At 43.9% G+C, this 20,518-nt stretch carries 14 protein-coding genes; 5 read left to right on the top strand and 9 right to left on the bottom strand.

All coding sequences use genetic code 11. From position 1 onward, the window contains the following. Positions 1-44: 44 nt before the first annotated feature. Positions 45-746 carry a lipase family alpha/beta hydrolase gene (locus QUB68_RS19880; protein ID WP_332995681.1) on the bottom strand — a complete coding sequence of 234 codons (702 nt, stop codon included), beginning with the start codon at positions 744-746 and terminating at the stop codon, positions 45-47. Positions 747-898: 152 nt separating this feature from the next. On the opposite strand from QUB68_RS19880, the gene QUB68_RS19875 reads away from it, so the two are divergent. Beyond that, positions 899-1,378 (top strand): NUDIX domain-containing protein, encoded by a 480-nt coding sequence (locus QUB68_RS19875; RefSeq protein WP_332995679.1) that lies wholly within the window; start codon positions 899-901, stop codon positions 1,376-1,378. Here QUB68_RS19875 and QUB68_RS19870 read toward each other — a convergent pair. Then, a complete protein-coding gene (locus QUB68_RS19870) occupies positions 1,366-1,587 on the bottom strand; it encodes a hypothetical protein (protein ID WP_332995677.1) in 222 nt (73 codons plus the stop codon). The genes QUB68_RS19875 and QUB68_RS19870 overlap by 13 nt on opposite strands. Before the next feature lie 94 nt (positions 1,588-1,681). Here QUB68_RS19870 and QUB68_RS19865 point away from each other — a divergent pair, with 94 nt between their 5' ends. Further along, positions 1,682-3,343 carry a hypothetical protein gene (locus tag QUB68_RS19865; RefSeq protein ID WP_332995675.1) on the top strand — a complete coding sequence of 554 codons (1,662 nt, stop codon included), beginning with the start codon at positions 1,682-1,684 and terminating at the stop codon, positions 3,341-3,343. Between the two features lie 211 nt (positions 3,344-3,554). On the opposite strand, the gene QUB68_RS19860 is transcribed toward QUB68_RS19865, so the two are convergent. Then, positions 3,555-4,292 (bottom strand): class I SAM-dependent methyltransferase, encoded by a 738-nt coding sequence (locus QUB68_RS19860; protein ID WP_332995673.1) that lies wholly within the window; start codon positions 4,290-4,292, stop codon positions 3,555-3,557. A 7-nt stretch (positions 4,293-4,299) separates the two neighbouring features. After that, positions 4,300-4,497, bottom strand: coding sequence for a hypothetical protein (locus QUB68_RS19855; RefSeq protein WP_193974558.1), 198 nt, complete (start codon positions 4,495-4,497; stop codon positions 4,300-4,302). Between the two features lie 589 nt (positions 4,498-5,086). Between QUB68_RS19855 and QUB68_RS19850 the strand changes: the two genes are divergently transcribed. Continuing rightward, positions 5,087-7,630: a mannose-1-phosphate guanyltransferase gene (locus tag QUB68_RS19850; protein ID WP_332995671.1), complete on the top strand. Its 2,544-nt coding sequence runs from the start codon at positions 5,087-5,089 to the stop codon at positions 7,628-7,630. Between the two features lie 340 nt (positions 7,631-7,970). Next, complete coding sequence (locus QUB68_RS19845) at positions 7,971-8,522, top strand: single-stranded DNA-binding protein (protein ID WP_332995669.1); 552 nt, start codon at positions 7,971-7,973, stop codon at positions 8,520-8,522. 83 nt (positions 8,523-8,605) lie between these two features. Here the strand turns inward: QUB68_RS19845 and lipB are convergent, their stop codons facing one another. Then, entirely contained in the window at positions 8,606-9,334 is a 729-nt protein-coding gene (gene lipB, locus QUB68_RS19840) for a lipoyl(octanoyl) transferase LipB (RefSeq protein WP_332995667.1), read from the bottom strand. A gap of 150 nt (positions 9,335-9,484) precedes the next feature. Here lipB and hpf point away from each other — a divergent pair, with 150 nt between their 5' ends. Continuing rightward, the gene (gene hpf / locus QUB68_RS19835; RefSeq protein WP_332995665.1) at positions 9,485-10,138 is read left to right on the top strand and encodes a ribosome hibernation-promoting factor, HPF/YfiA family; all 654 of its coding nucleotides are present in this window, start codon (positions 9,485-9,487) and stop codon (positions 10,136-10,138) included. Between the two features lie 175 nt (positions 10,139-10,313). Here hpf and QUB68_RS19830 read toward each other — a convergent pair whose 3' ends face one another. The 4 genes from QUB68_RS19830 to QUB68_RS19815 are packed head-to-tail and all read right to left on the bottom strand — an operon-like array spanning position 10,314 to position 20,495. After that, positions 10,314-10,772, bottom strand: a complete 459-nt coding sequence (locus QUB68_RS19830; RefSeq protein ID WP_332995663.1) for a peroxiredoxin — start codon at positions 10,770-10,772, stop codon at positions 10,314-10,316. A 35-nt stretch (positions 10,773-10,807) separates the two neighbouring features. Further along, positions 10,808-13,825 (bottom strand): hypothetical protein, encoded by a 3,018-nt coding sequence (locus QUB68_RS19825; RefSeq protein ID WP_332995661.1) that lies wholly within the window; start codon positions 13,823-13,825, stop codon positions 10,808-10,810. A 17-nt stretch (positions 13,826-13,842) separates the two neighbouring features. Further along, positions 13,843-17,472 (bottom strand): ATP-binding protein, encoded by a 3,630-nt coding sequence (locus QUB68_RS19820; RefSeq protein WP_332995659.1) that lies wholly within the window; start codon positions 17,470-17,472, stop codon positions 13,843-13,845. Further along, on the bottom strand, positions 17,469-20,495 hold the full coding sequence (locus tag QUB68_RS19815) for a hypothetical protein (protein ID WP_332995657.1): 3,027 nt from the start codon (positions 20,493-20,495) through the stop codon (positions 17,469-17,471). The genes QUB68_RS19820 and QUB68_RS19815 overlap by 4 nt, the downstream gene beginning before the upstream one ends. Between the last annotated feature and the right edge of the window lie 23 nt (positions 20,496-20,518).

Genomic DNA, 20,518 nt, shown 5'->3' with positions numbered 1-20,518 from the left:
TTCTTGCTTTGTGGAACAGGCGTCCCGCCTGTGGTAATTTATTTCTACCGCAAATACCCAATCCAAGCCGGCAAAACCTCCGGCGAACCGTACCATTTTCCCGGAGAGCGAGGCGAATGCCAAACACCCTCCAACACCAAATTTTCCGCACCGTCCAAATGAGCAGCTTCCACCGGCGTAATTCCATCCCCCCAATTTTCGCCCTTCCCCACAGTCAACTCGTAACTTTTATAAGCCAGCCAAGTCTTTAAACCCGGCTTGCCAAAAACAGCTTTCCCCGCAGCGCATACGTAGCGCACCTGCGGGTGAAAAGCCCCCGGATAGTGAATTTTGACAAAATCTAAGTTTTTGCGCGTCCAGCGCTCTTGAGAGACGTGCGGCGTGCCTAAAGTGATGAGAGTGTGGACGCAAGGGTGAGCGTTCCACAAACCGACATCCTCAAGCACGTCGCCGTGAATTGTGTAAGGCTTTTCACCCAAATAGATTCGAGAAATCCAGCCGCCGGCGGAATGACCGACGAGATTGATCTGTTGGCTGCCGTATTGCTGTAACATTTGTTTGACCGTGCGATCGAGCTGCCGCAAAATTGGCACCATCGATCGCCCGCCGAAAGTCGGCAACCAATCTCGCTTGCCCAGTGGTACTGTTAGTGTGGGGAAACCTCGATCGACTAGAGATTTTTCTAATTCCCGATAGTCTGAAGCAGCAGCAAAATATCCTGGCAAAATCACGGTTGGTAATGGCATTATCAATTTGAGATTTGAGATCTGAGATTTGAGATTTTGCGATCGGGATGCTACGATCTATTTTTCAAGTTCAAAGACGCTTGCCGAAGTATCCTTTGGATGGCTAACATCAGTCGCTGGTTAAACTTTTTGCTTGGGGAATATCTACTTCTATGGCTCGCGAGCCGATTCCAACATTGTATTTTACCCTAGTTGTCGTTCACTTAGAAGACCGTTTTCTACTGGTACAAGAGCGCAAGTACGATCAGCAGTGGTATCTCCCAGCAGGGCGAGTGGAAAAAGGTGAGACTTTGCTGGATGCTGCTGTGCGCAATACCGTCGAGGAAGCGGGCATTTCTGTGATCGTGGAGGGAATTCTCAGGGTAGAGCATACGGTGATGCCTAGGGGCAATGTGCGCCTCAGGGTGATTTTTGTTGCCCGTCCTGAAGATAAGACGCCACCCAAGAGCAAGCCGGACGAGTATACTTTGTGTGCTGGTTGGTATTCTATCAAAGAGTTAGACCAGTTGTCGCTGCGGGGCGAGGAGGTTCGGGAAATGTTTCAATATATGGCAAGCGGTGCTCCAATTTATCCGATCGACTTGCTGAGCATCGAGGGAGCTCCTTTTAAAACTTACCGTTATCGCTGGTGAATCAACAGAGTTTTGAGATTGCAGCCACAGCCGGCGCTGCTGAATTTTGAGTTGCGTGATGGCGTAACCGAATTGGAAACGCCGATCGATCTGTGGCAGGCGATCGTGTTTAATGAGTTTGGTTGAGTTTTGGGCCGATGAATTGTCATCAAGGTCGATCGAGCAACTTCGAGGGCGATCGTGCTAAAATTATACCTTTGAATTCCCAACCTCTCCTCATTAACACGAATTCACACTCACTCAAAACAATATAAATTACCAATCCCCCAATCTAAAATCTAAAATCTAAAATCTAAAATTTAAATGACTGACTCATCCTCCCTAGCCAACGCCCTTTCCGAACCGCTGCGCCAGCCTTTTTGGTGGGCAGCCCTAGCTTCTGTCGGCCTTCACGGAGTGCTCGGAGCAAGCGCCCCAACAATCTCAAACTTAATCTATGGCGGAAATTCCTCAAAAAATCTGCCCGGTTCCGTCGGCTTGATAGAACTAACTCCAGCAGAAGCCGGCCGCCTGCCGCAAACCATACCATCGAAGCCGACCAATACGCCGTTTTCGCTCGTAGCACCAGTTCCCTTCCCCGCCTCGCCCAATTTAGCCCCGCCCCTGCCCCCCGCCCCTGAATCTATCGCCTTGCCCGCCCTGCCGCCGGGAATGCCCCCTCCTGGATTCTTTTCGCCTCTCCCTCCTGCCCCTCTCCCCCCCTCAACGTTCCCAACAGCCCCGCCGCCCAAAGCTCCAGCCCCCAATTTTGCAACCCCCTCCCAAAAAATACCCGTTTTCATCCCGGCAGTACCTCCCGGGGGTCAGCTTTTCGGGCCGTTACCCGGTAATTTCGATCGCAATATTCCACCGCCACCACCAGGAGTGACAGGAGCGCCCCAGATTCCCGGCGGCCCACCGGAAGATGAGGCAGAGACGCTCAGAAAGACCATCGCCAGTAGGGGCGGACTCCCGCTATTTCCAGACGGAGCTCCAGTCTTTACCCCCCAATTCCCGATTACCGGCAGGAATTCGGGACTGGAGGAAGAACCAAAATTGACTCAAAAAGATCCGAATAAACGGAATCTGATCGCAGAAACTCCCGAAGAAAGAATCAGGAGACAACAATTTGACCAGGGACAACGACAGCTAGAACTCCCCGGACAACCGGGTTCAAACTTACCCACCGACAGAGAGACGCAGCTTGCTGCTGCCAATACCTATGTTGCTTTGTTTGAAAGATTCAAAAAGGCTTACCCAGACTTGGAAATGACGGGCCCAACTCCTGTGGATGTGGCTTATCCCGCAGCGGCTTGCTCGCAAAAACTCGAAGGAGTAGCAGTTTTTGGAGCAGTTGTCAACCCTCAAGGCTTGCTCAAGGCCGAGCCTCAGGCGATCGTCCCCACTGGTTACGGTATTCTCGATAATGTAGCTAAAAATGCGATTATTAACCCTGCTCTGACATTTCCAGCAGCCAGCACCCACAAGCTTTACCAGGTGGCTGTGGCGTTTAAATACGACGAAAAAATTTGCAGCGGCTTTCCTGTCGCCCCATCCACCGCCCCAACCACCGCCCCCACCAGGCCCAGACCAACAGGCCAGCCGTCACCGCTAGCCCCCACAGAGCCCTCCCTAGCGCCTAGGGAAGTTAAACCCCAGTTTGAGAAGCCACCGGCCCCCTCAAACAAACCGCAGCCCGGGGCCCAACAGTCGCCGCCCGCACCAAAACCCGCCGCCAAACCGTCTCCCTCAACTCAACCGAAACCAGCAGCCGAAAAATCGCCTTCTCCCCAACCCCAGCCCGCACCCGAACAGTCCCCGTTACCGGAAGCTGCGCCAACTCCCGCCCCGGAAGTGTCGCCCTCACCTGAAGCTGCGCCAACTCCCGCCCCGGAAGTGTCGCCTTCTCCAGAAGCGTCGCCTTCACCGGAATCTACGCCTTCTCCCGCCGCCGAAGTTGCACCTTCTCCTGCTACCGCTAATTAATTGTTAATTAGGTGGGAATTGGTAATTGGTATTGGTGATTAGTCAGTAGGGTGCGTCAGTTGTCATATTTGTTGCCTAGCAAACCAATTTATATTTGCTAGCTCACTCTACATTTTTAACTGGATCTGACATCAAAAAATCCCACCCAATTACAATGACCAATGACCAATGACCAATGACCAATGACCAATGACCAATGACCAATTCCCTCTCAAGTGTATTGAACTTTATACATTTGGAATAAGTCGCCGTTTTGCTTTTTCACTACTTTAGCGCCAGCAGCTTTAATGACTTTTTCCCAATCTTCTATTGTCTCTAAAAATACTTCCCCTGCTCGATAAGTTTCCAGAATTGCCCAATCTTCTGCTAAAGGAGCGTTGGGGTTGAGGACATCAAATACAAAATGACCGCCCGGTTTTAGTACCCGCTTGACTTCTGCCATTACAGTAGTCCAATAGTCTATGGGATAGTAACAGCTAAAGCCTGTAGCGAGGCATAAATCGAATTGAGCCTCTTCGTAATTTAACTGGTGAGCGGGAGCCCATTCTACGCCTTTGAACAGCTTAGAATTGAGCTGCGGGCCGCGGGCGTTTAAGGCGTCTCGGGCTGCGCTGCTGATTTCTTGACCGTAAAAAAAGGCTTCCCATTCCCGCCAAGGGTAGATCAGAAAGCTGACTCCGCAGCCAATGTCTAAACAGCGCTGGTTTTTTTGGGGTTTGGCAAGTTTCCAGAAGGGAGATACTGTTTTTGCTTGCAGTGTTCCGGCGACTGATTCTAGGAAAATCGGCATGGCTTCGACTTCTTCGGGTAAGGCGAATGCTTCTCCTCGGTATTCGCGATCGAACCGAGAGGCGACTTGCGATAGTAAAACTTGCCAGCTATCTGATTTTCCTTTGGCAAACCAAGTCTGCTCTTGACCTGCAACTGGGCGATCCGACTTTTTAGACATTCTTGAATTACCTTCTAGAGCCTTTGAGTGCTTTTGTAAAGTTTTGGCGGTAAGGCTTATTAAAAATTAACGCGGGCCACAGCAGCGATAGTTTCAGGCGATTTGCGAAACTTCTGTCGAAGTTTGTGCGATCGAAACCATTCCAAAATTTCCAAATACCGCCGCCGTAAGCGACTAGCAACACCAATCCAATTAACGGTTCCATCAAATAACCCCCTAAGCGACTGATTGGATTTTGAGTCAGCGAGGCAAAGCCCTACTCTTAATCTATCATTTTTCAGACGCCAAGGCGCACCGATATCCGTAGCAATTCCACCTTCAGCTAGATACTTCAAAATCCCTGATGGTGGCAAACTTAAAAATATAGCAGAAGAAAGTTCATTCAGTTGACAGTTGACAGTTGACTGCTTGAGTGCGACCTCTACCTGGAAGTCCGAGGATTGGAGTAATGAATCGTCTGATTTTAATTTCTCGCCTTTAAGGCTTGGGGCTTTAAACCAATTCTTTCTCGTAATTAAGAGCATCCTAGCTGTCGGGTACGGTTAAAAGTATCAGCCAGGAAATAGCTTTCAGAGTGCAAGCAAGAAGCGACTTATGCTGAAAATCGATGCCCTAAATTCTCATGCGATTGAAATTGGTTGCTGTTGGGAGATGCCGTCGCTTTCCGGGATTTCAGAAGCGCGCGATTACTCAAAGATAATTAAGACTGATAGTTAGTGCCCTACAGGTTACAGCAGGCAAGTTTTTTCTAGCGGACAATGAGGGTAGAGAGCTTTTTAAGCAAGGAGGATTTTATGCGTGCAGTGCTGATGGCTGGGGGGTCGGGAACGAGGCTCAGACCCCTGACGTGCGATTTGCCTAAACCGATGGTGCCGATTCTTAATCGCCCGATCGCAGAACACATTATCAATTTGCTAAAAAGGCATCAGATTACGGAAATTATTGCCACGCTGCACTACCTTCCCGATGTGATGCGCGAATATTTTACTGATGGGGCAGAGTTTGGCGTTCAAATGACTTACGCTGTGGAGGAACACCAACCGCTGGGTACGGCTGGTTGTGTCAAAAATATTGCGGAATTGCTCGATCGCACTTTTCTAGTCATCAGCGGCGACAGCATCACAGACTTCGACTTGACCGAAGCGATCAAATTTCACCGCCGCAAGCAATCCAAAGCCACGTTAATTTTAACTCGCGTTCCCAACCCGATCGAATTCGGGGTGGTGATAACCGACGAAAATTACCGCATCAGTCGCTTTCTGGAAAAACCCTCTAGCAGTGAAATTTTCTCCGATACCGTCAATACCGGCACCTACATTTTAGAGCCCGAAGTCTTGGATTATCTGCCTGTAGATCAAGAGTGCGACTTCTCGAAAGACTTGTTTCCGCTGCTGCTGGAAAAAAACGAGCCGATGTACGGTTACATCGCCGATGGTTATTGGTGCGATGTCGGCCAGCTTGATGTTTACCGGGAAGCTCAGTATGACGCGCTGCGGGGAAAGGTGAAACTGGATTTGACCTACTATGACGAAGTTCGATCGGGACTTTGGGTAGGTCAAAATACTTTTATTGACGATAGCGCGATCGTCGAAGTACCGGCCATGATCGGTAGCAATTGCCGGATTGGAGCAAGAGTCAAAATTGACGCGGGTTCAGTAATCGGAGATAACGTGACAGTCGGGGCCGATGCTAACCTCAAACGTCCGATCGTTTGGAATGGAGCAATTATCGGCGAAGATGCCCATCTCAGAGCCTGCGTGATTTGCCGCAGCACCCGCGTAGACAGGCGCGCTCACGTCCTCGAAGGTGCTGTCGTCGGTTCAATGTCGATCGTCGGAGAAGAGGCGCAAGTCGGCCCTTCCGTGCGCGTCTGGCCGAGCAAAAATATTGAATCCGGCGCTCTGCTAAATCAAAATTTAATTTGGGGAGAACAAGCTAAGCGGAATTTGTTCGGTCAGCGCGGCGTTCAAGGACTGGCAAATGTGGATATTACCCCGGAATTTGCGGTGAAATTGGGCGCGGCTTACGGCTCAACTTTGAAAACCGGGGCTTCGGTATCGGTTTCTCGCGATCAGCGGAGCATTTCGCGGATGGTTTCGAGGTCTTTGATTGCAGGTTTGATGTCGGTGGGAATTAATGTGGTCAATTTGGAATCGACGGCAATTCCGATCGCGCGCACGGTTTCGTCTACGATCTCAATTGCTGGCGGCATTCACGTTCGCATTTCGCCCGATCGCTCTGACCACATTTTAATTGAATTCTTCGATATCAAAGGCATCAATATTACTAAAGCTGCGGAGAAAAAAATCGAGGGCGCTTATTTTAAGGAAGATTTGCGGCGGGCTCTGATTCCCGAAATTGGAGAGATGTCGTACTTCAACCAAGCTCTCGACGTTTACAACCGGATGTTTGAGCGGCAGATGAATGTTGAGGCAATTCGTTACAGCAATTCTAAGGTGGTAATCGATTACGTTTACGCAGTTTCTGGAGCCATTCTGCCGCAAGTGCTCGCCAAGTTCGGCTGCGATGCGGTGGTGCTCAATGCCAGTCTCAAACAGACTTCTCTGAGCAACGGGGAACGGGAATATTTGCTCGACCAACTCGGCCGGGTGGTGAAAGCACTCAGCGCTAATTTTGGGGTGCAGGTGTCGGCCAACGGCGAACAGCTCATTTTGGTAGATGAGTCGGGAATCGCGATTCGCGGGGAAATGCTGACGGCGCTGATGGTAAATTTGATGCTGACTTCCCATCCCACAGGTACAGTAGTAGTGCCGGTGAATGCGTCTTCTGCGGTGGAGGCGATCGCCCGTCGCTATCAAAGCAAGGTAATCCGCACTAAGGCAAACCCAACTGCTTTGATGGAAGCAGCTCACAGAAACCCAAATGTAGTTTTGGGCGGTAGCGGTAATATGGGTTTTATTTTCCCGCAGTTGCATCCGGGCTTTGACGGAATGTTCTGCATTGCTAAAGTGATAGAAATGATGACGATTCAGGAGCGATCGCTCGGACAGATCAAAGCCGAACTTCCCCGCGTCACCCACCGCAGTTACAGCGTCCGCTGTCCTTGGACGGTCAAAGGTTCGCTAATGCGGCATTTGGTAGAAACTCATTCGCCCGATCGTTTAGAATTAATAGATGGAGTGAAGATTTTTAACTATAGCGACGACAATTGGCTATTAGTTTTGCCCGATGCTAGCGAACCCACCGTTCATATCTTCGCCAACAGCGAGGATCGAGATTGGGTATCTGAAACTTTGAAAGAGTACCGCGCCCTGGTTCACGATTTTGTCACCCAAGCCGAGGCGGCGGTTCGCCAAGATAAATTTGGTAACGGGTAATTGGGAATTGGGAATTGGTAATTGGTAATTGGGAATTGGTCATAGGTAATTGGTGACAACTAACAGCTAATAAGTAGTTGTGCAAAAATAATTATACTTGCATCTCGCCTGAAAGTCTTGTCAGCGTTAATAGTCTTTATGTAATTAATTTTGCCTGTTACTTAGCAGAGAAAAATCAAAAATCCTGAACTCCCAATTCCCAATAACCAATTCCTAAATTCCAAATGACCAATAACTAATGACCAATTACCAATGCCCAATGCCCAATGCCCAATGCCCAATGCCCAATGCCCAATGACCAATGACTAATGACAAATGACCAATTACGCACAGAAAAAAGATGAATAGCTGCATTTTAATGGCGGAAATAATTCAACAACCGCAACTCCGTTATACTCCCGACAATCAACTTCAAATTGCAGAAATGCTGGTGCAGTTTCCCGGCCAAAAACCTGAAGATCCGCCCGAACATCTGAAGGTGATAGGATGGGGCAATTTAGCTCAAGAAATTCACGAAAAATATCGCGAGGGCGATCGCGTGATCATTGAAGGCCGACTCGGTATGAATACGATCGACAGAGATGGTGTCAAAGAAAAGCGCGCTGAACTGACAGCTCAAAGGATTTACAGTGTTGGCGCAGATGCCATGAGTGCACCTCCGGCAACTAGAACCGCGCCCGAACCTGCTCAAATTCGCGACAGCGCTCCGGCTAATGTGCCGAGCAATGTGGTTCCCATGAGTTCCCGAGGCCGCAGTTCTAACAGCGCTCCAGGCTCTGCTAATCGCACGTCAAGTTCAGATTGGAACTCGCATCAGTCTTCTGAGTCCGATCGCCAATCTGGTTCCTCTAACGAAACTGACAATCCCGATTACGATCCGATTCCGTTTTAAGACGGCGGTTGAAACCGCTTCTACACAGGCAAAACCCGCCTCCGCGGGTTGAAAAACGGGTGGTTAAATTTACGTTCTTTTCTTCAGTCTGCGGAGGCAGACTTCGTTTTTGTAGACGCGGTTGCAACCGCCGTCCAATCCGATCGCACAATTTCCACTCCAAAAACGCGAGCAAATTCAGCGAGTACGATCGATCGCACAGTTTTGACCTCAATTCCCGGAATAAACTGCTCCAAACTGCCAACGGGTCGATCGGGAATCCCGCAAGGTACAATTTGCCCAAAACCTGCGAGATCCGGGCAAACATTTAAGGCAAAACCGTGCATGGTAATCCAGCGACTGACTTTAATCCCGATCGCACCCACCTTGCAGCCATCCACCCAAACCCCAGTCATCCCCGGAACCCGCGAACCCTTCAGCCCGCAAACTTCTAGCACCCTCAGCAGCACTTCCTCCAACTGCCGCAAATACCAGTGCAAATCCTGCTGGTGACGGCGCAAATTTAAAATCGGATAGCCCACCAACTGGCCTGGACAATGGTAAGTCACCTCACCACCGCGCTCGACTCGATGCAATTCCGGCTGAGTTTGACTTGGGTCAAATTTCAGAAATTCCAACTTTGAACCCAGTCCCAAAGTGTAAACCGGCGGATGTTCCAGCAAAATCAGCACATCTGGCAAATCTGGATTGTCCCGGCGTTCTTGCACCAGTTTTTGCTGAATTTCCCAGGCTTGGGAATAGGGTACTTGTCCCCAATCGAGGAGCAAGCAGGGTTTAGGGATCAGAGGTTTATGGATGAGAGGGGAGATCATGCAAAAAATCAACAGTGTTTTTACGGAACATTGGCGCAGTTTAAATCAAGAATTGTCAACATATAAAAAAGATTTGGAAGATAAGTGTTTTGTAGAATACATAGTGCTATTGTATGAACTATACCCACGTTACAGAAGGGAGGGAGCTCTATGAAGCTTGTTATCCAGGGTAAAAATATAGAAATCACCGATGCGATTCGCGAGTACGTCAATCAAAAGGTGGAAAAGGCAGTTAGCCATTTTCAAACTTTGACGACGGAAGTGGACATACATCTATCGGTGGCTCGTAACCCCAGGATCAATCCTAAGCAGACTGCTGAGGTGACTATCTATGCTAATGGCAGCGTGATTCGGGCTGAAGAAAGCACGGAAAGCCTATATGCCAGCATCGATTTAGTTGCCGACAAAATAGCCCGTCAACTGCGGAAATTCAAGGAAAAACGCCACGACAATAAAACCACTAGCAACGCCAAAACGGTAGCTGTGGTGGATGAACTTCCTGTTGTTGCCGACTTGATTGGCGATCGAACTCCCGAACTTCCTGCTGAGGTGGTGCGGACTAAGTATTTTGCCATGCCTCCAATGACTGTGCAAGAAGCTTTGGAACAATTGCAGATTATCGATCACGATTTTTATATGTTTCGCAATGCCGAAACAAACGAAATTAACGTGCTCTACGAACGCAAGACTCACGGCGGCTATGGAGTTATCCAACCACGCAATGCCAACGGCAACGGTAATAGCAAAAATGGCAAAACTGCCGAAAGCGCTGTACCTGAAAAATCAGTTGCTGCGAAAGGTTAGATAATTCTGAATAGCGAATTATTCACTAGCAATTCCCTAGAAATTAAGGACTAAAGTCCTTACTACAAACCACAAGTTCGTAGTGAGGACTTCAGTCCTCTTTTGATCTTAGTCTGCGGAGGCAGACTTTGTTCGTGTAGACGCGGTTTCAACCGCCGAGTCCCATTATTTATGACTAACCTTTAATACTTTCCAGAGTTTTTAGCGCTTCCGAAACGTGTCCCTTAAAATCCAACATTGAGTCAAAAATATGCTTGACAACGCCTTGTTTGTCGATCGCATAAGTAACTCTACCGGGCATAATCCATAGTGTAGCAGGAACGCCATATAATTGCCGAACTTTATTACCAGTATCGCTCAACAAAGTAAAAGGTAACTGATATTTGGTAGCGAATTTTTGATGAGACTGCTGGGAATCATCGCTAATCCCAATTACTTCTGCACCTGCGTCTTTGAAAACTTCATAACTATCACGAAAAGCGCAAGCTTCCGCTGTGCATCCAGGGGTGTCATCTTTGGGGTAAAAATAGACGATGACATTTTTTTGACCTCGAAAGTCCTTGAGGCTGACGGATGCGCCAGTTTGAGATGATAAAGTGAAATCCGGTGCGATGTCTCCTACTTTGACTGCCATATTTTTTTGAAGTGAGTTTTGTTCCTTTTTGGTTATTATACAGTCTCCGTTACGCTCAATACTTCTCTTACCTTATTCAAAAAAGCCAGCGAGTTAAAATCCGCCCCCCCGCCCCCATGACTAAATATCGATAGAGCACCAACAGAATCATCGCCAATAATGCGATCGAATGGATCTAGCTTGAGACTGATTTTTTGCCGAGCTTTGTACCGAGAGAAGTGAAAAATCGTGAGATAATGCAGCAAAGTATCTTTGATTATACCATCATAAATCAAACCTTGACGAATATTTTGGTCATCAAGAATTCCCTCATAAATATTCAATAGCGTCGAATAGGAAATCACTCCATTGTAAAAGTTTTTCTCACCTTGCTCTACTTTAATCCCGTTAAACAAATTAAAAAACACAGCAGCTTGCTTGCTCGTATCTGCAAACAAGCTGCTAAGCTGCGCTGTATCTTGAATATAAAAAGATTCTCCTCTATGCTGTTTGGGACTGTGGACGTAGTATTTATCAAAAAACACCGGGTAAATTCTAATATCTTCCCGCTCTCCTTTCAAAACTCGGATGATATTTTTTGACATAAAAAACAATTTATCATCTTCATCATTTTGAGTAATATGCAGCGTACTCATATAAGGTGCTTGCGAGATATATAAAAAATTTCGATAGCCTCGATTGTATAACTGGGTGACAATATCTCCGAGAATTGATGGCTGAGTATAAAGATGCTGAAGACTGTAGTTTTCCGAAAAAGTTTTCAGCATTCCCACCTGAATAGTATCATCTTCTTGACGCCTGATTCCGGTGACTTCGCCCATCAAACAGGCTTTTCTGTCAGCACGATTGCCCTTACCCTTTTTTACATCGCTATCCCTGGTAGATACCGCAATAATCGCTAAATTATCCAACTCAGAAGATAACTGTACATTGTTGAATCGAAACTTTTTAGGTAGTATTGAATACAGTGAACTCAAACCGTTTCGGATTGTCAAACCACTCGGAGTTCCCATGATGCGGAATCCCTTGGAGTTCGATCGCTGTTTTTCGCTCAAAATATGGCATAATGTTTTAGAGAAATGCCCAATAAACTTTTCCGAAGGTGAAGGATTTTTTGAGTCGCCTTCATGAAGTCTTACCATCGGCACAAATAAATTATTTGGTAATTTCTCTAACAAGATTTGTAAGCAAATATACGACATCAGGGCCACAGCAAATTTGTAAACAAAAGCCGCTTGTGGTTTCAAGCCTCCCTTGCTATCTAACCGTCGGTTGTCGTAGGGAAATACGACGAATTTATTCTGAAAACTTTTATAAAAAACATCTCTAGAATGCTTTGTTTTAGCAATCCAAACTACTGGTAAAACCTGCATACCTTTGATATTGTACTCCATGCTAAAACTTTGAGATTCATCGGTTGGAAAATAGCGAACATCTTCAATAGTAATATTCAGAGGCAATTGACAAATTGCTCTTGTGCTGACATTTGGCTTTACCACCGAAATATACTGAAGTGTTTCCTTGGGATTGCGCCCCACAACCTCCTTAAAAAAAATTCCGGTTGTCAAGGTACGATCGATATTTTCCAGTAAACCTCTTTTAACCAAAATCAGTCGCGATTCTGTTCGAGGTGATAAAATAGTTTGATCTAAAATACATTTTTGCAGCAATTGCTTGAGACAGTTGATTTTGTGGGTGATATTAATTTCTTGAAATCGCTTAAAAAAATTGCGGAAAAGCTGCTTTTTATGCTCTTCATTAGAACTTTGTAATATCGGCATGACTACTCGCTCAAATCCTGCGATCGGATCGTATTCTAGTTCGGCTTCTGGGCTGTAATTGGCTGCTAGCGGATTCTGAGACGAGGCAAAGACAAAGTGATACAAAAACGCTATTTTTAATACCTTGCGGAAGAAAGTCTCACGATTTGCTGGTGCCTCCAATGCGGCGAGATGTTCCTCGCTGTCGGGATTTAGCAAATTAAGATAGTAGTCCAATACGCGATCGCCTCCCCGCGATTGAACAGGATTGCCAAACTTGAGTTTGAGGCCAAAAACAAATTGGCGATCGCCCCCAGAGTCATCCGTAGTTTCTCCCAGACTACCTGCTATAATCGGAACGATCGGCAAATAATCAAAAGCTTCCGATCGCGAAAACAGATCTCTGTAATTAACCTGAGTTCCCTGATAGCTGACCAAGTAATCACCATCAGGTTTGTTGATATCGCTGATATATGCTTCTATTAACCTCATACGGCGAATCAAATCTTGCAAATAAATTAAACCGCGCACATTTTCGGTAGTTGAATCAAGATTTTCTAAAAGATACTCCAAGTAAGTAATTGTAGCTTCTTTCTTCAATTGTCCCAGAGTTTCCCGATCCACAACTCGCACCAGGCGGTGAAAATCAGAAGTTTCATTTTGCACCATTTCATCAAGCAATAAATTAAGTTCTTCCCGATCGTCTTTATTCTCAGCATTTTCAGCAATATAATTCTTTAAGCCAGCTTTCAACTCTTCTTGAAAAATATCTGCATTGCGGACGACAATAGTTACTTTATGAAACTTCAATAGTGAATCGCAGTCAGAATCTAAGCATTCTAAACTCAGCTTCTGTTTCTGCAAACTATCATAGCATTTGCCAAAATCATACTTGAAACCCAACTCACTTCCCTTACCTTTAAAAGACTCTAGGGGACTGGTTAAACTAGCTGCAAACTTTTCAATTGCAATACTATTTCCCACAGCAGATTCTAATTTATGGCGCAAACAAGCTTGAATCTCCCTAACTTGACTGCGAAAACGCACCTCAACTTCCGGCAAAAAATTTACCGTAGCAGAATCCGCTTGATTTTCACAATTACCCAAAGGATTTTGTACTTCTTTGCAAGTAGCGACTTGATTAGCCAGTGTATCAATATCTATTAGTAAACGTTTGCGATCGCCCGAAATACTAAACGGGTTCTTTTCCTGCAAAACTTCTAAAATTTTGTCCAGCAAATCGCCATAATCTACAGTTACTAAATCACTATTGTCGAATCTTAACACGTTCACCCTATCAACCCCCAAATTCACATTTTTTCAGACAAAACTAAATTTAGTATATTCAACTCATTTGAACTCAAAAGATACTTATCCGTAAATATCTTTTGCCTCACCTGTTCTAAACTATAACTCCTAAACACAACAAATGGGAAATCTTGATACTTATCTCCAATAGGCAGAACATTACCAATAGGATACAGCGCCCGGATATATTGAGTCAAGATATCTCTAAAATGTTGGTATTTCGGTTCTTCCGGGTTGCTGGCAAAATATTCGCTGAATACTTCACCAGCAATAAATACAAACAATGGCAAGGCATAATACTGGTCATTTCGCCGACTGCTTTGCTCAAATCTTTGTGTTTTGTCAACAGAATCTGTCAGTTTTTGAACTAACTCCATAGCATCTTGAATAGCAAATTGCAAAGTTTCTGAATAGGAACTACTACGGCTAATTGTTTGCATATTATGCCAAAGTTCACTATTGGCAGTTTTGGCTATTTTTACCAGAGGCATCAGGTAGGTTTCCTCCAAAGTTTGCGATGCAATCGGTACAACTAATAAACCACCACTCATGTAGCCGAGTTCCAGGTGATCAAGGCTTAATAACTTCTCGAAACCTTCACTTACTAACTGAGAAAATTGATTGTTGAAAAACTCGCGCTGTGTCAGATACGAAGTCTGGGATTTACCACTAGACTCAACATTCTGTCTCAATGCAAAATCAGCTTGACCAAGTAAATCTTCTAGACTATTATAGACTTGTGGTAAACGCCGATCGCTCCTGTTCTTCCTGTGTTCGCTTTTCAACAAATCGATTAAGTTTTTCATTTGGGATGAAAATGTTTCACCAGCAGCCAATACAGACTTGCCGCCGATCGGTATAATGATAAACTTATCTGAACCAATTTGCCCGCAACCATAAATTCGCGTCATTATAGATGCTTTCAAAATCAACAAAATATTTAAAATACTCAGTTTACTTTCCTGTATCGATATCTCTTTGTTATCTTCAAAATATACTGCCCGATCGCCTAAATAGAAAATCAATTCTTTATCTTGATTATCAATCTCATCCTTTCCGCGCCCCCGATAAATCACCTGAATCAATTCCATCAGGTTTTTCTCTATTTCAAACCTCGGAATCTCAACTAGAATGTGTTTAGCCTTGGGAAAAGATAACCCGCGACTACCTGAAGCAGTCATAAATACTACTTTCACATCTTCTTTACATTTTTGAACTAACTCCTTTTCCTCCTCACCAATATTAGCGTGTATTTCTATATAATCCGTTCCTTTCTGAAACTCACCTCGATGCCCTCTAATCTTCTCTATCAAATCACCCAATCTTTGTTTATCCTGAATATAAACTATTAGTTGTTCAACATCGGAGCGTTTTGACAGAGCTTCTATATCCTGTAAGATTTCCCCTTGTCTTTCCTTAGTTAAATCAGTCTCTTTATCTGGCAAAGCATCTTCACTAAACTTGCAGGATTCAATAAAAACCTTATAGGTAATGCTTAAACTTTTGGCAGGATACGAGTTAGTATTAATCAGAGTTGAGTCAGTACCTTGAAACTTAAAATGCTCCACTGACAGAGGTAAACCTGGATGTTCAGCTTTCCGAAAATAGATTTTATCTGGTTCAGCAGAGGTATCGCTTAAGTGTTGATTAATTACAGCCTTATCAACGATAGAAGCATCTGCAACAATCACCTTTGTATTAAACCCGTGAGAATTATTTTTCAATCCATACGTGTCTAGGATCTTGTTGAGGCCATTTAAAAATTCTACGCCTCCCTCATCCCCAGTAATCTCATCGATCATGATAAACAAATGCTTGATGCGACTGGAGATGTCTTTCATGCGATCGGGAATAACGTGATTTTCGGTTTCGATGTAAGCATTCCTGAAAATCTTTTCAAAATGTTTTAACGTGTCGCCTGCATCAGTTTTCTTTAAAGCTTGGATAGAAACAGTCGCGACAATGTTGTTGGAATGTTTAGTATCAATCAGGGTAGAAATGGCTTCACAAATGCTGTTAAGTACGCCCTTAGTATTCCGTCCACCATCTTCAATCACATTTTCTGTTTGTCTCTTTAGTCGGTTCGATCGCCTATTTTGACGCTTAGTCTGTCTGCTATCTTGAAAATTAACAACCTGTAATGGAAATTCTCCCTGCTGCTGATTCGAGAGATACTGCACAGTATATTTATGGCCGCTATCTTTAATTAAGTCGCTATAAGTATTTATTGCTAATATTCTGTCATCGCATAAATCGTCAGTACCAGGTTTTTTGAACTTGTCGATAATATCCAGATTTACCTGTTTTCTGGGACTGACATAAAAGAATAGAAATCCATCGTCTACATGATCTGTGAGAAAATTGGCGATCGCAGTTGTTTTGCCAATACCCGGATTTCCAGTCAAAAAGATATAAGTAGCAGCAGATTCTAGAGCTTTTTCAATCAGTTGAGCGTGAGCATCTCGCAAACTCACGCTTCCGCTCAATCCCAACTGCTCCATCAATTCATCCGGCACAATTCCCACCGAGTTGACAAAACCCTCAAGTCGCTCTGTGTGGCGCACAACATTGATTTTATCTGCCGACATTGCGAATATGTCGTCAACAAGCTCTTTCCCGCGATCGAAGCTGTGGTAAGCACTACGCTTGATTTTATTTAAAACTAGCTTGCGAGCATCGACGATTTCTTGAGGACTCGAATCATGCTTATAAATTAGGTGGCAAGTTTTCAAAACATCTAAATTTTCGGGACGGACAGACATAGCGCTAATTCCGCGATCGCTATATCCCACCGCATTAAATATGACTGGCGAATCATCAGCAAGTATCCCCGTTTCTCGGAGAAATTCATAAAAACTATAAGCATAACCGCCAGCTTGAATTAACTTAGCACTCTCCTTATCCTCATGTTTAAAAGCAGTAAAATAACTCTTCAAACCTTCCGAAAAATGGACATCACAACTATCAGTATCTATGCGAAGTTTAGAAAACACACTTTTCGATCGCAAATAGTTCATATCTCGTCTCAAAGAACGTCTGATAATCTCTAAATAGTTTAGATCCGTAACATCCTCGGATGTCCTCATCGAAAACACCGACAAATCTACACACAGAATCCTAAATTGCCTACCACATCGCAGTAATATTAGAGTGTCAGCTCTCAGAAACTCGCCTTTCTCTTTGTAATCTCCGATATACTGAGAAACATTATCAATCTGGTCAAATTGAGATAAGACTTCTCCAAACCATTGTTTCTCACCTTTAGCGTAAGTGCCAATACTGCTCTCATCGCAAAAACAGGATTGGTAATACAAAATTTCCAAACGTCGTAGTTTATTTGGCTCATTCCAACCTGTAGATTCCAGGTATTCTCGAAAAAAGTTCAAACCTGATAGAAAGCCTTTTTGTAGGAAAAATACACTCCACTTTTCAGCCATCTTCCTTTCTAGGGGACTGGTTATTTTATCAGTGATTTTCCTCAGCATCCTCGGAAACTCTAACTTCTGTAATTCCTGAAGGTACAAATTTGCAAACTTATGCTTAATTTGCTTCTCTTTAATGCAAGCAAGAATCCCAATATTAAACCCAACTTCAAACAAACGCCCCAAATCTTCTGCTATTTTAGATTTCATGACTGCGCGCCTCCTTCCGGTGTATTTAAGACTTCTTTAACTTTGGTTAAAAATGCCAAGGCATTAAACTCCGCAATTCCTCCCATATGCTTGTACAAAGATAGTTTACCTACGGATTGATCTCCTATGAGGTTGTCGTAAGGATCTAATTTAAAACTAATTTTACCATTTTTACCGCTTTCTTTTTCGTAGCGAGAAAAGTGGAACAAAGTCAAATACTGCAAAATGTCATTTTTGAGTTGAGTATCATCAATCAATCCCTGGTAAATATGTCGATCATCCAGTATATCTTTATAGATATTCAACAAAGTAGCATAGGAAATTACACCCCTATAATTGCGTTCTGCCTCTGCGCCTACTACCAGCCCATTAAACAGGTTGAAAAATACAATCGAGCGCTTGCTTGGGTCTTTTACTAAAGCTGTCAACTCTAGCGTATCCTGAATATACAAAGAATTTACTCCCAATCTTTCTGACAATTTAACTGCATAGTATTTATCAAAAAACATCGGGTAAATTTTGATGTCGTCGTAGTTTTTTTTGAAATATTTAATCACATCTTTCGACATGAAAAATAAAGCTTCCTCTTTTTGTGTCATGTGCAATGTACTAGAATAGGGAGCTTTGGCTATGTAGAGAAAATGCCTGTATCCCATTTGGTAAATTTTCCCGATTTCATCTCGCACGACAGTAGGTTCTTTAAACATCTTTTCGTGTTCGTAGGTTTCGGAGAAGGTTTTGAGCAATTGTAGCCTGACAGAACCATCTTTCTGACGAATTGCTCCGACAATTTCTCCTTGCAAATTCGATAGTTTTTGATCGCTATTCCACCTAGCATCGCTCTCCCGACTGGAAACTATAACTATAGCGAGTTTGTCCAGTTCTTTTGGAGAATCTGACGGGTTTGCAAAAGTAAACTTTTTAGGCAACACAGAATATAGAGAACTCATCACATTGGGAGCTTTGTATTCTAAATTCCTGATATCAATACCCTGAGAATTAGAACGATGTTCTTCATTGAATAAATGCGATAACCTTTTAGATAAAGAACGCATGAACTCTTCTACGGGTGAATCAGACTGTTGGTTGCTCAGTTGCAGCCGCAGTATGGGAATGAATAATCTGCTTTGCTTTTCCAACAACAACTTGAGGCAAGTATAGGCAAGTAAGTCGAAGGTAAACCGATAGACAAAACTTTTTTTTGCCTCCCATTTATTGCTAGCTAGACTGTAGGTGAATTCGATTAGCTTGCGCTGTTGATAAAACCGATTGTATACTGTTGTACACTGCTGCTCATTTGGTCTTATCAGCACTGGCAGAGCTTTCACGCCTGTGATATCATACTCCATGCTGAAGCTTTGCAGGTCATCAGTAGCAAAATAATGAACATCACTAATTTCAATTTTAGCTGTGAGAGTACATAGGGAATTTTCAGTAGCTTTTGCTTGACCAATCGCTATATATTTTAATGCTTTTTTCTCTTTTATTCCGAAAACAGGCTGAAAAAATGTAGAAGTTTTAGAAATATTTTTAATATCCCGATCTAAAATACTGCTTTTTACTGAAATATGGAGCGGAAATTCTTTCGGTAAATGGTTTTGTTTCAGAAGTTTTTGCAGGAGATTCTTGAGCGTGTCTATTTTAGACGCGATATTATATTGTTCAAAACCTCTTTTGATCCCTCGCAACAGTTTTTGCTTTGCTGCTTGATCAGATCCGTTGAATATTTTTAATATTTTTTCTTCAAATCCTGGAATTGGATCGTATTCTAAATCTGAATTAACTGTATAATCTTTTGCTGATGCGTCTTTTCCGGCAAAAACAATGTAGTATAAAAATACTAACTTTAATAGCTTTCTCGCGAAAATTTCTTTTCTAATAGGGTCAGCAAGTTCGGCTTTGTGTTCCTCACTTTCCGGGTCAAGTAGATTCAAATAATACTCAAAGACTGTTTTGCCACCATAGGCTTGAACTGGGTTATTAAACTTGAGCTTTAGTCCAAAAATAAACTGAATATCTCCCTTGCTTTCGTCTTTTGTTTCTCCTAAATATCCTTCTATTTTGGGAATAATCGGCAGCATATCGAAGGATTCGGCACGAGCAAAAGCATCTCGGTAGTTTAAGTCAGTATCGGCATAGCTAACCGAGTAATGACCGTCGCCGTTTTCGAGATTGCCGACATATTTATCAATCAGCTTGAGACGCCGGATTAGGTCTTGTAAATAGATGATCCCCTCGGCATTTGACGGGTTATTGCTGGTGCTAAGATTGTCTTCCAGAAATTCTAAATAACATATCTGTGCCTGTTTTTTGAGTTTGCCGATTGTTTCTGTATCTACAATTTCTTTGAGTTTGTAAAAGTCTGATTTAGCATCTTCTTCTAAATCTTGAAGAATGAAATCTAAGTCTTCCCGCTGGCTGTCACTAGCGCTAGTAAACTGAGATTTGATATAATTTTCTAAGCCTTGTTTGAGTTCGGTATTAAATGTGCTAGTTTTACCAACGGTGATAGTTAGTTTATGAAATTTTAGCAGTTCTTTGCTGCTAGAATTTTTTGTGATACTCAAACGTTGCTTTTGTAACCCTGGATAGTTGCCAAAGGGATAGCTAAAGTCTAAGTTGGCAGAGGGTCTTTTAAAATCTTTCAAATCTGTGATTAAGTTAGCAACAAATTGTTCGATGTCAAGCTGTTGATTTTGTTGCTTAATTGCTGACTCTAGCCTGGTTCTTAAACTATTTTTGATTTTAGTAATTTGACCGGGAAAACGTTCTTTGAAACCGGGAGTAAAGTTGACTGTGGCGGTACGAACACCGCGTTCGGAAGCACCTAAAGGATTTTCTACTCCCAAACCTGCGACTTGTTCGGCGATGCTGTCAATGTCGATGAGTAGCCGATCGCACTTACCATGTATCTTAAAAGGATTCTGAGTCTGCGGCTTCTCTAAAATTTCTAGAATCTTGTCCAATAAGTCGCCACAGTCAACCGCAACTAAATCCCCGCCTGCCGTTTTTAGGGTATTCACTCTGCAACCTCCTCGCACCGCTG

It is taken from the genome of Microcoleus sp. A006_D1 (assembly GCF_036702805.1).
Classification (GTDB): Bacteria; Cyanobacteriota; Cyanobacteriia; order Cyanobacteriales; family Microcoleaceae; genus Microcoleus.
The sequence above is the reverse complement of the archived record's forward strand: the minus strand, read 5'-3'. Positions and strand labels throughout refer to the sequence as shown.